Annotated in this window: 13 protein-coding genes; 6 read left to right on the top strand and 7 right to left on the bottom strand. The window is 66.1% G+C overall.

Translation table 11 applies throughout. The features are described from left to right. Positions 1 to 62: 62 nt before the first annotated feature. From rplS to R5H30_RS04795, 4 genes are all read left to right on the top strand, one after another. On the top strand, positions 63 to 446 hold the full coding sequence (rplS, locus tag R5H30_RS04810; RefSeq protein ID WP_318326915.1) for a 50S ribosomal protein L19: 384 nt from the start codon (positions 63 to 65) through the stop codon (positions 444 to 446). An 11-nt stretch (positions 447 to 457) separates the two neighbouring features. Continuing rightward, positions 458 to 679, top strand: a complete 222-nt coding sequence (gene rpmE, locus R5H30_RS04805) for a 50S ribosomal protein L31 (RefSeq protein ID WP_318326914.1) — start codon at positions 458 to 460, stop codon at positions 677 to 679. A gap of 128 nt (positions 680 to 807) precedes the next feature. Then, positions 808 to 2,625, top strand: coding sequence for a tetratricopeptide repeat-containing sulfotransferase family protein (locus R5H30_RS04800; RefSeq protein WP_318326913.1), 1,818 nt, complete (start codon positions 808 to 810; stop codon positions 2,623 to 2,625). A 172-nt stretch (positions 2,626 to 2,797) separates the two neighbouring features. Next, a complete protein-coding gene (locus tag R5H30_RS04795; RefSeq protein ID WP_318326912.1) occupies positions 2,798 to 3,607 on the top strand; it encodes a division plane positioning ATPase MipZ in 810 nt (269 codons plus the stop codon). Here the strand turns inward: R5H30_RS04795 and R5H30_RS04790 are convergent. Further along, positions 3,604 to 4,479: a DMT family transporter gene (locus R5H30_RS04790; RefSeq protein ID WP_318326911.1), complete on the bottom strand. Its 876-nt coding sequence runs from the start codon at positions 4,477 to 4,479 to the stop codon at positions 3,604 to 3,606. The genes R5H30_RS04795 and R5H30_RS04790 overlap by 4 nt on opposite strands. 217 nt (positions 4,480 to 4,696) lie before the next feature. Here R5H30_RS04790 and R5H30_RS04785 point away from each other — a divergent pair, with 217 nt between their 5' ends. Next, a complete protein-coding gene (locus R5H30_RS04785) occupies positions 4,697 to 5,479 on the top strand; it encodes a glutamine amidotransferase-related protein (RefSeq protein ID WP_318326910.1) in 783 nt (260 codons plus the stop codon). Positions 5,480 to 5,881: 402 nt separating this feature from the next. Then, the gene (locus tag R5H30_RS04780) at positions 5,882 to 7,552 is read left to right on the top strand and encodes an ABC transporter substrate-binding protein (protein WP_318326909.1); all 1,671 of its coding nucleotides are present in this window, start codon (positions 5,882 to 5,884) and stop codon (positions 7,550 to 7,552) included. A 60-nt stretch (positions 7,553 to 7,612) separates the two neighbouring features. On the opposite strand, the gene R5H30_RS04775 is transcribed toward R5H30_RS04780, so the two are convergent. The 6 genes from R5H30_RS04775 to boxC form a co-directional block, all read right to left on the bottom strand. Continuing rightward, positions 7,613 to 8,503, bottom strand: a complete 891-nt coding sequence (locus R5H30_RS04775; RefSeq protein WP_318326908.1) for a helix-turn-helix transcriptional regulator — start codon at positions 8,501 to 8,503, stop codon at positions 7,613 to 7,615. A gap of 84 nt (positions 8,504 to 8,587) precedes the next feature. Further along, the gene (gene boxA, locus R5H30_RS04770) at positions 8,588 to 9,781 is read right to left on the bottom strand and encodes a benzoyl-CoA 2,3-epoxidase subunit BoxA (RefSeq protein WP_318326907.1); all 1,194 of its coding nucleotides are present in this window, start codon (positions 9,779 to 9,781) and stop codon (positions 8,588 to 8,590) included. Beyond that, the gene (locus tag R5H30_RS04765) at positions 9,778 to 9,930 is read right to left on the bottom strand and encodes a hypothetical protein (protein ID WP_318326906.1); all 153 of its coding nucleotides are present in this window, start codon (positions 9,928 to 9,930) and stop codon (positions 9,778 to 9,780) included. Before R5H30_RS04765 ends, boxA begins: the two co-directional genes overlap by 4 nt. A 97-nt stretch (positions 9,931 to 10,027) precedes the next feature. Continuing rightward, complete coding sequence (gene boxB / locus R5H30_RS04760; RefSeq protein WP_318326905.1) at positions 10,028 to 11,479, bottom strand: benzoyl-CoA 2,3-epoxidase subunit BoxB; 1,452 nt, start codon at positions 11,477 to 11,479, stop codon at positions 10,028 to 10,030. 49 nt (positions 11,480 to 11,528) lie between these two features. Beyond that, positions 11,529 to 11,921 carry a DUF1801 domain-containing protein gene (locus R5H30_RS04755; RefSeq protein WP_318326904.1) on the bottom strand — a complete coding sequence of 131 codons (393 nt, stop codon included), beginning with the start codon at positions 11,919 to 11,921 and terminating at the stop codon, positions 11,529 to 11,531. 23 nt (positions 11,922 to 11,944) lie between these two features. Next, the gene (gene boxC / locus R5H30_RS04750) at positions 11,945 to 13,603 is read right to left on the bottom strand and encodes a 2,3-epoxybenzoyl-CoA dihydrolase (protein WP_318326903.1); all 1,659 of its coding nucleotides are present in this window, start codon (positions 13,601 to 13,603) and stop codon (positions 11,945 to 11,947) included. Positions 13,604 to 13,668 lie beyond the last annotated feature (65 nt).

The raw sequence follows: 13,668 nt of genomic DNA, 5'->3' as shown, positions 1-13,668 counted from the left end.
GGAAGCTCTGGGACGCGCAAATCTTCGCGGCACGAACCGCGAGCAAACCAGGAGTTGATCAGATGGACCTGATCGCAGAAATCGAGGCGGAACAGATCGCCGAACTGGGAAAGACCATTCCCGACTTCCGCGCCGGTGACACCGTGCGCGTGGGCTACAAGGTCACTGAAGGCACCCGGACCCGGGTGCAGAACTACGAAGGCGTCTGCATCGCGCGCAACAACGGCACCGGCATCGCCGGTTCGTTCACCGTGCGCAAGATCTCCTTCGGCGAGGGCGTCGAGCGCGTCTTCCCGCTGCATTCCACCAATATCGAGAGCATCGAAGTGGTGCGCCGCGGACGCGTGCGTCGCGCCAAGCTCTACTACCTGCGCAGCCGTCGCGGCAAATCCGCACGGATCGCCGAGAACACCCATTACAAGCCCAAAGCGGGCGCAGAAGCGTAAGGAGCGGGACGATGAAAGCCGATACCCATCCCGACTACCACCTGATCGACGTCAAGCTGACGGACGGCACCGTGGTGCAGATGAAATCGACCTGGGGCAAGGAAGGCGAGACGCTCTCGCTCGACATCGACCCCTCTTCGCACCCGGCCTGGACCGGTGGCGGCACCCGCCTGATGGACACCGGCGGGCGCGTGTCGAAGTTCAAGAACAAGTACGCAGGGCTCGGCTTCTGAGCCAGCCGGCAGGCATCGCCACAAGCGGGCGCGGAGACCTCTCCGCGCCTGTTTTCGTTTCAAGGGTTTGGTAAGGAAACATGGCCAGAGTGCAGAAAAGACGACGCGCACAGAAAGGCCGTTCCTTCGTGAACAAGCAGACGCCTCCGGCCCGAATCCTGCTGTCCCAGGCCGAACGCCTGCGCCGGCGCGGCGACATGGCCGGTGCGGCCGGTCTCTACGAGGCAGTGATATCGCGGTTTCCCGCGAATACCCGCGCGCGGTCCGGTCTGGCAGCGCTTGAGCGCGACGCCATCGAAAGCCTGCCGCAGGACCGGCTTGACGCGGTCGCCGCCTCGTTCCGGCAGGGTCACTGGGACGAGGCGCTGCGCCTTGCCGAACGGCTCGACACCGACGGCGGCCCGCTGCATCCGGCCCTGATCGAGATCATGGGCGCCTGCCATCTCCGGCTGGGCCGACCCGAAGCCGCCGTGCGGGTCTACGACCGCGCGCTGCCTGCGCAGGAAACCGCGGAACTCTGGTCCGCAAAAGGGCGCGCCCTGCGCGCCGCCGGCCGGCCAAACCGCGCGACGGCCGCCTTCGGACGGGCAACCGCGCTGGCCCCTGACTGCGTGGCACACTGGCTCGATCTCGCCGCCTGCCAGCTTGACTGCGGCCAGCCGGACGCGGCGCGAAGGGCCGTCGCGCGCGCACTTGCCATCGCCCCCGAGCATCCCGCCGCCCTGACCCTGCAGGGCCGCGTCGCTCTGGCTTCGGGCGATGCCGACAATGCGCAGGCGGCTTTCGGAACCGCGATACGCCTCGATCCTGAGAACGCGGCGACATTGAACGACCTGGCCATCCTCGCCCGCGCCCTCGGACGCCGCGACGAGGCGCTGGCGCATTACGAGGCCGCCCTTGCCCTGCATCCCGACAGCGCCGTCCTGCACCGCAACCTGTCGGAGATCGCCGCCTTCACCGGCCCGGACGATCCGCGCATCGCCCGGATGGAGAAGCTGCTGGACCGCACCACGGACCCAGATGACCGGGCACACCTGAAATTCGCGCTGTTCAATGCGCTCGATCAACTCGGCGATCACACGCGCGCCTTCGACCATCTGGCAGAGGGGAATGCGCTGCGCAAGGCGCGCCTCGGCTATGACGTGACCCGGGACGCGGCGCTTTTCGCCTGGCTCAAGACCTTGCGCCTGCCGCGCGCACCGATGGGCGATCCGCAAGTCACGCCAATCTTCGTCACCGGGCTGCCGCGCTCGGGCACCACGCTGACCGAACAGATATTGAGCCACGGCGCCGACGTGCGCCCGGCGGGCGAACTGGCACTGGTCAAGACCGCCATCGCGCCGATCTTGCGCACGCTGAAAGAAAACAGCCGATCCTGTCTGAGCGTCGACGAAATTCTCGATCTCCAGCGCATCCTGCGCCACCGGCTTGCCGAATACGCCGGTGGGCACGCCACGGTGATCGACAAGATGCCGCTCAACTTCCGCTGGATCGGGTTCTTGTGCGCCGCCCTGCCCGAAGCCCGGATCGTGGTGATGCAGCGGGACGAGATGGCCCTGGGCTGGTCGCTCTACCGCCAGTGCTTCGGCGGCCCGGGCAACGGCTTTGCCTATGATCTCGGCGACATCGCCTGCTACCAGGCGCTGGCCCGCGATCTCGTCGCGCATTTCCAGGCCAGCGAAGCAGAGCGCATCGTGACCGCCGATTTCGGCGCGCTGATCCGTGACCCGTTCGAGACAGCACTTGCGCTGCGCCGCGCCTGCGGCATCCCGGACCCGGACGAGACGCTTGTCACGACCGACATCACCCGCCCGATCCTGACGGCAAGTGCCGACCAGGTCCGCCGCGCGGTCGATCCTGCGCGCGACACCGGATGGTGTCGCTACGCAGAGCAACTCGCCCCTCTGCGCGAAGCGCTCGACGCGTTGGTGCGTCGCGGCCTCTAGCCAAGGACAGAGAACGCCTAGACGCCCCAGTGCGTCCGGGGCGCGACCCGGGCGACACGGAAACGCTTTATGGCGGCCGCAAAGGGCTTCACCGCTTTCCAAGGTAGCGGCCACAACATATAGTGGGCGCCAATGAACCGCTGCGGGACAGTGGGCGGACGAGGGGACGGGCATGGCGCACATCATCGTCGTGGGCAACGAAAAGGGCGGAGCCGGGAAATCGACGGTCTCGATGCATGTGGCGACGGCGCTCGCGCGGATGGGCCACAGGATCAGCGCCCTCGACCTCGACCTGCGCCAGCGCACCTTCGGACGTTACTGTGAGAACCGCGTCGAGTTTCTCGACAAGGCCGAGCTGGACCTGCCCAGCCCGACCGTGCACGAGCTGCCCGAGATCTCGCCCGACCAGCTTCAGCCCGGCGAGAACATCTACGACCACCGCCTGTCCGCCGCGATGGCCGAGCTCGAGCCGCACAACGACTTCATCCTGATCGACTGCCCCGGCTCGCACACACGGCTGAGCCAGGTTGCGCATTCGCTCGCCGACACGCTGATCACGCCGCTCAACGACAGTTTCGTCGACTTCGACCTGCTCGCACGCATCGACAACACCGGCGAGAAGATCCTCGGGCCGTCGGTCTATTCCGAAATGGTCTGGAACGCGCGACAACTGCGCGCGCAGGCCGGCCTCGCGCCCATCGACTGGATCGTCGTGCGCAACCGGATGGGGGCGCAGCGCATGGTCAACAAGGAGAAGATGGAACGCGCCATCGGCAACCTGTCCAAGCGCATCGGCTTCCGCATTGCACCGGGCTTCAGCGAGCGCGTCATTTTCCGCGAACTGTTCCCGCGCGGGCTGACCCTGCTCGATCTGCGCGACATCGGCGTCAAGCAGCTCAACATCTCCAACATCGCCGCGCGGCAGGAGCTGCGGGATCTGGTCAAGGCGCTCGAACTGCCGGGCGTTTCGGCGAAGTTCTAGCCGGACGCGGCCGGGGCGCGACGCCGGCGCAACACCACCAGGTTCGACACGAAAAGCGCGCTGACCACGATGGCACCGCCGACCAGCGCATATCTGCCCGGATCCTCGCCGATCACCGTCCATGCCAGCAGAGGGGCCAGAACGGATTCGAGCAGGATCAGCAGCGCTACCTCGGCCGAGGCGATGTAGCGCGGACCCAGCGCCAGCAGCATCGAGCTGAACAGGATGAAAGCCCCGTGCCCGAGCACCAGCGGCGCCTGGCTCGGCACAACCGAAAAGGGCGCCGCGACGGGCAGCAGGACCAACGCCCCGGCCACGAGCGCCATCGCCACGCCCGGCACCATCGACACATGGCGGACATGGCGGGCCGCCGTCAGCCCTCCGGCGAACAGCGCCGCGACGCAGACCGCCAGCGCGTCCCCTGCAAGGCTTGCGTTGGCGGTCTCGCCCGAACCGTAGGCGATCACCGCGAGTCCGGCCGCGACCGCGGCCATCGTGAGCCACATCCGGCGGCTGATCGGCTCGCCGAGAAAGACCCGGCTGAACAGGCTCGCGAACAGCGGCATCGTGGCGATGATGAAGACGACGTTGGCGACCGACGTCAGGCTGACCGCGAACACGAACAGGGCGCCGCTTGCCCCGGTGCCGACCATGAAGATCAGCCCGTGGATGCCGGTGGCAAGGACCGCGCGAAAGGGCCTGGTTCCGCGCGTCAGCAGGATCGCCAGACCCAGACCGCCGCCGGCGATCAGGCACCGCCAGAAGGCGATGGTCACCGCATCGGCGTCGATCAGCCGCACGAAAAGCGAATCCGGCACGACGAAAAGCACGCCGAACACGGTAATGATCAGACCGCGCAGGTGATCGCTCATGGTTGCACGTACCGTCGGCAGACGGCATTCCCGGCCGGGCAAAGAAATGGAGCGGCAAGAAGGTGGCGACGGCACATGCCGCCTGATACGCGCGACCGGACTGGAACGGCAACCGCTTCCTGACCGCACAGTGTCGTTGCAGGTCCCGGACAAGTCTGAGAGCGTGGCGATCGACCATAGGCCCAACCGGCCCCGGCCCGATCCACGAGGAGACACCATGCAACGGCGCATCCTGCTCATCCGACACGGCCCCGAGCCGACCGACGACCGCGTGACGACCTTCTGCCAAATCGAGGGCTTCGCGCCAGATACGCGGAACCCCTGGCGCGGCGAGGACGCGGGGTCGATCGCGGAAGATGTTGCGGGCGTGGTTCTTTACGGCGGCAACTACAATGCCGATTCCGTTTCGGAAAATCCGTTTCTTCGGGCGGAGTACCGCCTGATCGAGGAGACTCTCGCCGCCGGCCTGCCCCTGCTGGGCATCTGCCAGGGTGCGCAGATGATTGCCAGGGCGCACGGGGCCGGCACAGGCCCACTCGCCGATGGGCGCTACGAATTCGGGTATTACGAGGTGTCGCCCACGGAGGCCGGAAAGGACTTCTTGCCGCATCCGCTGCATTTCACGCAATGGCATTTCCATACTTTCGACCTGCCTGCCGGCGCCACCCATCTCGCGCGCAGCGCCGCGTTCGAGAATCAGGCCTTCGCGATCGGGCCGCACGTCACCGGGCTGCAGTTCCATCCGGAAGTGACGATCGAAGGCTTCCGGCGGTGGCAGGCGGCGGGCACGGAAACCTACGGCCGGCCCGGGGCGCAGGACCGCGACGCGCAGACCGCGCTGATGCTGCGCCACGACGCCGCGCAGGCGGCGTGGTTCTACGGGTTTCTCGCGCGGTACTTCGGCACGGCCAAAGCCCCTGCGCGCGCTCTGGACGAGAGTCGCCCAAGCGACGGCCAACCGCGAAGCGGGCAAATCCCGGCGGGTGCGACGCAGGACTGATTCTCTTGCCTGCCACCTATGGCAGCAATTTCGCGCGCACCATGGCGCGGACCAGATCGCGTAGCGAACCGCGGCAATCCTGGGTGTCGCGGAACACCGCTGCGTGAAGGACCGAGCGATCGTCCGTTGACGCAGGGGTCTTGCCCGTCTGCGACACGCAGGTCCGCAGGAGCGGCAGATTCCGGGCGGTGCGGCCATTCGACCGGTCCTGAGGGAGCCGCCCTCACGGCCCTGTGCGCGCACCGCCGCGACCCCGGTGCGACCGGCGGTCTTGACGCGGTCCCCCGCGTCTTGGACACTTCGCGCCAAGATCACGGAAGAACGCAGAAAAACTGCATCACCTGCCGGGCTGCCTGCCCGGGAATGCGGAACCGGAATTCCGCACCAACAGAGAGGAAGATCATGACATTTCTGACCCGCACCGGAAAACCGCTGCCGAAGTCCGTGGTGGACTCGGCCAGTAAAGTCGGGCGTGACGCGATGAGCCGCCGCGAGTTCATCGCACTCGCCAGCGCATTCGGCGCGACCAGCGCGACGGCCTATGCGATGCTCGGCCTGCCTCAGCCCGCGCATGCCCAGGGCACGCCCAGCGAGGGCGGCACCGTGCGCATGCAGATGCTGGTCAAGGCGCTCAAGGACCCGCGCACCTACGACTGGTCCGAGATGGGCAATGTCAGCCGCGGCTGGCTGGAGTACCTCGCGATCTGGGAAAACGACGGCTCGTTCACCCCGGCGCTGCTGGAAAGCTGGGAAATCAACGACGACGCCACCGAGTACACGCTGAACGTCCGCCAGGGCGTGACCTGGAACGACGGCTCCGCATTCACCGCCGCCGACGTTGCCCGCAACATCGAGCGCTGGTGCGACAAGAGCCTGGAAGGCAACTCGATGGCCGGGCGCTTTGCCACGCTGATCGACGAGGCCAGCGGCACCGCCATCGAGGGCGCGATCGAGGTGGTCGACGACCACACGGTCAAGCTGTCCCTGCCGCGTCCCGACATCACGCTGATCCCCGGCATGGCGGACTACCCGGCGGCGATCGTGCCGGAAGGCTTCGATCCCGACAACATGATCGAGAATGCGGTCGGAACTGGGCCCTACCTGCCCGAGACCTTCGATGTCGGCGTCAAGGCCGTGCTGGTGCGCAACACCGATCACACCTGGTGGGGCACAGAGGTTTATGGCGGCCCCTACATCGATCGGTTGGAATACATCGACTACGGCACCGATCCGGCGGCTTACGTCGCCGCAGCCGAGGCCGAGGAGATCGACGCGACCTACTCGATCGAGGGTGAGTTCATCGACATCTTCGACACGCTCGACGGGTTCGTGCAGAACACCGTCGCCTCCGGCTCGACCATCGTGATCCGGCCGAACCAGCTGGCCGAGGTCGATGGCAAACGGCCCTACGAGGACAAGCGCGTGCGCCAGGCCCTGGCGATGGCGGTCGACAACAACCTGCTGCTCGAGCTTGGCTACGCCGGACGCGGTATCGTCGCCGAGAACCACCACGTCGGCCCGATGCATCCCGAATACGCCGAGCTGCCGCCGCGCACCGTCGATCCGGCGGCCGCCAAGGCGCTGATGGACGAGGCCGGCATGGGCGATTTCGAGCACGAGCTCGTCTCGATCGACGACGCCTGGCGCAAGGACACCACCGACGCGGTGGCGGCCCAGCTGCGCGACGCGGGCATCAACGTGAAACGTTCGATCCTGCCCGGCTCGACCTTCTGGAACGACTGGACCAAGTATCCGTTCTCCTCGACGAACTGGAACGCACGCCCGCTCGGCGTGCAGATCTGGGCGCTGGCCTACCGTTCGGGCGAGGCCTGGAACGAGTTCGGCTGGTCGAACGCGGATTTCGACGCGCTGCTGGAAAGGGCGCTCGCGACCGCGGATGTCGACGAACGGCGCGAGATCATGAAGGAAGGCGAGGCGCTGGTGCAGGGCGAAGGGGTGACGATCCAGCCCTACTGGCGCTCGCTCTACAACCACACCAAGGAAGGCCTGCTGGGCGCCGGACACCACATCGGGTTCGAGTACCACCCGGCCCGAATGGCCTGGAGCGCCTGAACCTGTCCCGACCGAACCGAAGGGCCGCGCATCGTCGCGGCCCTTTTTCGTGTCCTGCGCTCAGGCCCCGACGCGGTCGAGAAATCCGTGCGAGGCGATCGCCTTCAGAAGATCGTTGAGAGAGGCGGACACCGTGCGGTTCGCGGTGTTCACCTGCGCCTCGGCCCTTTCGTAGAGCGGCGTGCGCGCGGCGAGCAGCCCCTTGAGATGCTCCATCGCCGCCGGGTTGCCTTGCATCGGCCGCAGGTCGCCCTGCGCGCGGACCCGCTCCATGTGTTCGGCGGGGGAGGTCCGGATCCAGATCGTGTGGAACCGTTCGAGAAGCTGGCCATAGGTGTCGGCGTCCTCGACGATCCCGCCCGCCACCGCCAGCACGAGCCGGTCGTGGCTTGCCACAACGCGGGCCACGGCTTCGGCCTCGAGCGCGCGATAGCCCTCCTGGCCGTAGAAGGCCATGACCTCGGAGAGCGGCATGCCGGTCTGGGTCTCGATCTCCCGGTTGAGCTCGACGAACGGCAGGTTCAGCGCCTCGCCCGCCATCCGGCCCAGCGTCGACTTGCCCGCCCCGCGCAGCCCGACAAGGCAGATGCGTCCGGCGCGCAAGGCCGCCGGGTTCTGTGGCGCCAGCAGTGCGCGCACCTTGTCCTGCACCGGACCGGGCGCGCTGCGGTATAGCATGGCCACGCGCTGCACGTCGCGTTCCCAGGGCAGATCCTCGGCCAGCAGGGCTTCGATCCTGAGATCGAGCGCAGCGGCGATACGTTGCAGCAGAACGACCGATACGTTCCCCTCGCCGGCCTCGAGCTGCGCGAGATAGCGCGGCGAGACACCGGACAGCTCGGACAGGACACGCCGCGGCAATCCGCGCGCCTTGCGCACGTCCCGCACCCGCGTCGCGAGCCGCGAGATCAGTTGCGCCGAAGCGTCGGTCGGGTCGGGATCGCTGCGCATCGCGGTCTCTCGATGTGAAAAATAATGCATACCCTATGCAGCGCTGATGCACCGGGCAAGCGTCAACGCACCGACGTGTCGCGCTCAGTAAGTCTCGACGTGATAGCGGCCCTCTTCGCGCATCCGGTCGCGCAGGTCCTTCCAGTCCAGCCCGGCGCCGCGCGCGATGTCGCGAAACGCCTCCTCGACGCCCTGCTCCATCGCTTTCAGCCCGCAGATGTAGACATGCGCCTTGTCGTCGCGCAGCAGTTCGGCGACCCGCTCACCGCGTTCGCGCAGCTTGTCCTGCACGTAGTGTTTCGGCTCGTCCGGCACCCGGCTGAAGGCAAATTCCTTGCGCATGAAGCTGTCCGGTACCTTCCCGAGCGGTCCGAAGTAGGGCAGGTCACGCGGCCCGCGCGCACCGAAGACCAGCGTTAGTGTGTCCTTCGATTTCGGCATTTCGCGCTGGCGGCGCATGGTGAAACCGCGGAACGGGGCCGAGCCCGTGCCGGTGCAGATCATCAGCAGGTGCGCCTCGGGGTCCGAAGGCAGCAGGAAGGTCGAGCCGAAAGGCCCGGTGACCTGCACCTCGTCGCCCTTCTGCAGATCGCAGACGTAGTTCGAGCACAGGCCCTTCTCTTCCCGCTTCACGGTCAGCGAGACGTTGTTGAACCCCGGCCGCTCGCCGTCGCGGGGGTTCGAGACCGAGTAGAGCCGAGGCAGGTGCGGCTTGCCATCGGCATCGGTGCCGGGCGCGATGATCCCGATACTCTGGCCTTCCAGCACGGGGAACGGCAGGCTGCCGAAATCAAGGATGACATGACGCACGTCGCTGTCGCTTTCAGCATGGGTCAGCCGGTAGTTGCCCTGCACCTTCGCGGTCGCCGGCTTGCCCAGCGTGTAGAGGTTGATGGTGGGCTTGGAGGCCGTCGCGGGCGCCTTGGCCTTGCCGCCCGCGCCCTTGTGCGCCTCTGCCAACAGCTGGGCCACGGCGGCGTCATGCGCCTCGATCCCGTCGTCATCGGCATCCGGTGTCGCGATGTCGGCCTGCTCGGGCAGTTCGTCCCAGGAATACTGCTCGTCCAGAGAATAGGGCGTTTCGACAACGCGCCACTCGTCGATGGACCCGGTCGGGCAGACCGGGATGCAGTCCATGCAATGATTGCAGATCTCGGGGTCCACCACGACGTTGGTGTCGTCGTGCTGGATCGCCTCGATCGGGCAGGTCATCTCGCAGGTGTAACAGCGGATGCAGATTTCGGGGTCGATCAGGTGCTGCTTGATCGGTGCTGTCATGTATGCGTGTCGGAGCGATGCAGGACCTGGTCGGGCACGAAGGTCATCTCGAGGATGTCGCGGCAGTAGCCCTTGCAGTCGACACAGCCGAGACAATCGGGCCGTGGCAGGATCTTGGTCAGGGTGCGCGTTTCGGTCTGGGTCTGCATGGTCCGATCTCCTCCTTGGGTCACGGTCTGGCGTGACGCGGGCGAGTGTTCCATCGCCCGCGCCGGGGGTCGTTGATCTGGATCAGCCGGGCACGGGTCAGGCCATGTGCAGCTGAACGTATTCGAAATCGCCCGGCTGGTTGTCGATGCCGACCTTGGGCGGTGCAATCCACGAGGCGTACTGGCCGGGTTCGTAGCACGGCTTCATCAACGACTGGATAAAGTCGCCGTCGGCCTTGGTGGGCAGCCACTCGTCGCGGCGCTTGTCCCATTCCTCGCGCGAGACGATGTTGCCCGCCGGGTCGACCGCCACCGTGCTGAACACGCCGATCTGGCGGTGAAAGCCTTCGTGCGGCAGCTTGAGTTCGAATTCGATACCGGCCTTCTCGATGATCTTGTTCCAGCGGCCCACGCCGCCGGCGGCATCGCGCACGTAGTCGTCGCGCAGGCGCATGTTGATCGCCGTCAGCGCCGGTACGTCCTCGGTCAGGATCTTGCCATCGACGATCGAGGTGACCTTGTAGGTATCCCCCTTGAGTTGGTGATCATCCTTGATCCGCGGCTCCATGAACCGACCCTTGATGCCGGCGTTGAACGCGTTGGCGGCGTTGGTCGACACTTCCTGCCCAAAGAGATCGAGCGATAGCGTGTAGTGCAGGTTCAGCTTTTTCTGGATCGTCGGCAGGTCGATCACACCCAGGTCACGCACCTTGTTGATGTCGTTGGGATCGGTGATCCCGGCCTTGTTCATCGCCTCGACCGTGGCCTGGATCGTGCGCCCGACGCCGGTTTCGCCCACGAACATGTGGTGTGCCTCTTCGGTCAGCATGAAGCGGCAGGTCCGACTCAGCGGATCGAAGCCCGATTGTGCCAGCGACTCGAGCTGCATCTTGCCATCGCGGTCGGTGAAGTAGGTGAACATGAAGAACGACAGCCAGTCCGGCGTCTCCTCGTTGAACGCGCCCAGCATGCGCGGCGCCTCGTCGGACCCCGAGGAGCGCACCAGCAGGTCGTCTGCCTCCTCGCGCCCGTCACGGCCGAAGTACTTCTGCAGCAGGTAGACCATCGCCCAAAGGTGACGGCCCTCCTCGACGTTGACCTGGAAAAGGTTGCGCATGTCATAAAGCGAGGGCGCTGTCAGCCCGAGGAAACGCTGCTGCTCGACCGAGCCCGGCTCGGTGTCGCCCTGGATCACGATCAGGCGCTTGAGCATGTTCCGGTATTCGCCCGGCACCTCCTGCCAGGCCGGTTCGCCGAAGTGCTCGCCGCAGGGAATGGTGCGATCCTCGACCTGCGGGGCCAGCAACACGCCCCAACGGTATTCCGGCATCTTCACATAGTCGAACTTGGCCCAGCCCTTGGGATCGACGGAGACAGCGGTCCGCAGGTAGACCATGCTTTCCTGGAATTGCTGCGGTATCAGGTCGTTCCACCAGTTGATGTAGCCCGGGTGCCATTTCTCGAGCGCCTTCAGCACCTTCTTGTCGGAGCTGAGGTTCACGTTGTTGGGAATCTGCGTGTCGTAGCTGACGTTGATCAGGTCGAGCATCTCTATCTCCTCATGAACGGACCCAATGGCCCGCATGTTTCGGGTTGTCTCAGGAAAGCCGGACCAGCTCGCCCTTGCGTTTCACGATGTTCTTGTAGTCCCATTGGATGCGCCGCGCGTCGGCCAGCCAGCCTTGCAGCGCGCCCGCGTCGATCTCGGCGGCATCGGTGTAGCGCGCCTCTGCCGCCTTGAACTTGCCTTCGGGTTTCAGGCCCGGCGTGTCGAAGGATTGCCCGGACCAGAACAGCAGGCGGACGCAGGTCTTGAGCTTGGAATAGCCGACGATCGGGTTGCCGTTGAGGAACCAGACCGGATGGGCGTGCCAGATCTTCGCCTCGGCCTTGGGCAGGCCCGCGTCGATCTCGGCGCGCAGGCGCGCGCAGATTGCCCGGTCGCCGCCGGTCTGCGCAGCGTGGTAGGCGTCGATCGTCTCTGCGGCCATCCTCTCCTCCTTCCGGCGGCGCCTCAGACCCGCTGCATGTTGTAATCGCCGCGCTGGCCGGTGCCGTAGCGCTGCAGCGCCCCGTCCGGCCCGACGGCGTTCGGTCGCTGGAAAATCCAGTTCTGCCAGGCGGTGAGCCGCCCAAAGATGCGCGTCTCCATCGTCTCGGGACCGGCAAAGCGCAGGTTCGCCTCCATCCCCGTCATCGCGTCGGGCGAGAAGCTGGCGCGCTCTTCCATGAAAAGACGGACCTCGTCCTCCCAGTCGATGTCGTCATGGGCGTAGGTCACGAGGCCCAACTCCTCGGCGTCTTCGGCCTCGAGAGCCTCGCCCACCCTGCCCTTCAGCGTGTCGAGATGTTCGGGCTCTGCGAGAAACCGCGTGGCCAGACGCGACAGGTCATTGCCCATCGGGTAGCGCCCGAAGTTGGCGTCGGACAGGGTCACGGTCGCCATGTGCCGATTGTCGCCGTCGAATTCCTCGAGCATCATGTAGCTGCGGTCGACGGACCAGAGCAGTTCGGCCAGCACCCCCGCGAAGCACGAGCCGTGTTCGACGATGGCCACGAGACTGCGCGAGGTCATGTCGACACGCTTCAGCACCCGCTTCCAGTAGGCCAGAACCTCGTTCGCCAGCCAGTGATCCGCGTTGTCGAGCAGCAGCGCTTCATGCGCGATCACCTGCTCCGGGTCGCCCTGGGTCTGGAAAGCGATCAGCCCGATCTCGTCCTCGTTGCTGCGCAGGTGCAGGATCGCATCGTCAAGCTCGCGCGCGCAGCGCAGCATCCAGGCCTCCGCCCCTTGTGCGGTGAAGGCGTCCATGTCCGCGGGCGCGTCCTCGTCCGGTCCCTTGATCATGATCGTCGCCCGACGCCCGGCACGGTCGATCTCGACCTCCACGCTGGAATAGGTCACGCCGTCCTCGGCAAAGCTGCGCGACAGCGGGGTCAATTCGATGCCCTTCTCCACGTCCGGCTTGTCGGACTGCGCAGCGAATTCCCGGGCCCGCTCGGCCACCACCTCGTCGAACTTCGAGTTCGGGATCACCTCGTCGACGAGCCGCCACTCCTTGGCGCGCTTGCCCTTCACCCCTTCCTCGACCGAGCAGAACACGTCCGCGAGGTCGCGCCGCACCTTGCGCTTGTCAGTGACCCGCGTCAGCCCGCCGGTGCCGGGCAGCACCGCCAGCAGCGGCACCTCGGGCAGCGCCACCGAGGAGGTGCTGTCGTCGGTCAGCATGATGTGGTTGCAGGCAAGCGCCAGCTCGTACCCGCCGCCCGCGCAGGAGCCCTTGACCGCGCAGATGTAGTTCTGGCCCGAGTCGGCCAGCGCCGCCTCGAAGGTGTTGCGGGTCTCGTTGGTGAACTTGCAGAAGTTGACCTTGTGAGCGTGCGCCGCGCCGCCAAGCATGCGGATGTTGGCTCCGGCGCAGAACACCTTGTCCTTGGCCGAGCGCATCACCACGACCTTCACCTCCGGGTGCTCGAAACGCATGCGCTGAACGACATCGGCAAGCTCGATGTCGACCCCGAGGTCGTAGGAATTGAGCTTGAGCTCGTATCCGTCGAACAGCCCGCCTTTCTCGTCGACGTCCATCGACAGCCATGCCACGGGTCCGTCGTACTCCACCTTCCAGTGTCTCATCGACGTCGGGTCGACCTGGAAATCAATGCGCTTGGTCACGTGTGTTCCTCCCGGCGGTACCCGACTGGCACCGCTGTTTCGATGAACTATAGTTCATATCTCGC

Source organism: Roseobacter sp. FCG-D35, from assembly GCF_033436665.1.
In the GTDB taxonomy this organism is placed as follows: Bacteria; Pseudomonadota; Alphaproteobacteria; order Rhodobacterales; family Rhodobacteraceae; genus JAWQFO01.
This window is presented reverse-complemented; position numbering and strand designations above follow the sequence as displayed.

Bases quoted from the DNA above. Each gene is read 5' to 3' on its own strand.
- rplS (WP_318326915.1), top strand. From the start codon at position 63: ATGGACCTGATCGCAGAAATCGAGGCGGAACAGATCGCCGAACTGGGA.
- rpmE (WP_318326914.1), top strand. From the start codon at position 458: ATGAAAGCCGATACCCATCCCGACTACCACCTGATCGACGTCAAGCTG.
- R5H30_RS04795 (WP_318326912.1), top strand. From the start codon at position 2,798: ATGGCGCACATCATCGTCGTGGGCAACGAAAAGGGCGGAGCCGGGAAA.
- R5H30_RS04790 (WP_318326911.1), bottom strand. From the start codon at position 4,479: ATGAGCGATCACCTGCGCGGTCTGATCATTACCGTGTTCGGCGTGCTT.
- R5H30_RS04785 (WP_318326910.1), top strand. From the start codon at position 4,697: ATGCAACGGCGCATCCTGCTCATCCGACACGGCCCCGAGCCGACCGAC.
- R5H30_RS04780 (WP_318326909.1), top strand. From the start codon at position 5,882: ATGACATTTCTGACCCGCACCGGAAAACCGCTGCCGAAGTCCGTGGTG.
- R5H30_RS04775 (WP_318326908.1), bottom strand. From the start codon at position 8,503: ATGCGCAGCGATCCCGACCCGACCGACGCTTCGGCGCAACTGATCTCG.
- boxA (WP_318326907.1), bottom strand. From the start codon at position 9,781: ATGACAGCACCGATCAAGCAGCACCTGATCGACCCCGAAATCTGCATC.
- R5H30_RS04765 (WP_318326906.1), bottom strand. From the start codon at position 9,930: ATGCAGACCCAGACCGAAACGCGCACCCTGACCAAGATCCTGCCACGG.
- boxB (WP_318326905.1), bottom strand. From the start codon at position 11,479: ATGCTCGACCTGATCAACGTCAGCTACGACACGCAGATTCCCAACAAC.
- R5H30_RS04755 (WP_318326904.1), bottom strand. From the start codon at position 11,921: ATGGCCGCAGAGACGATCGACGCCTACCACGCTGCGCAGACCGGCGGC.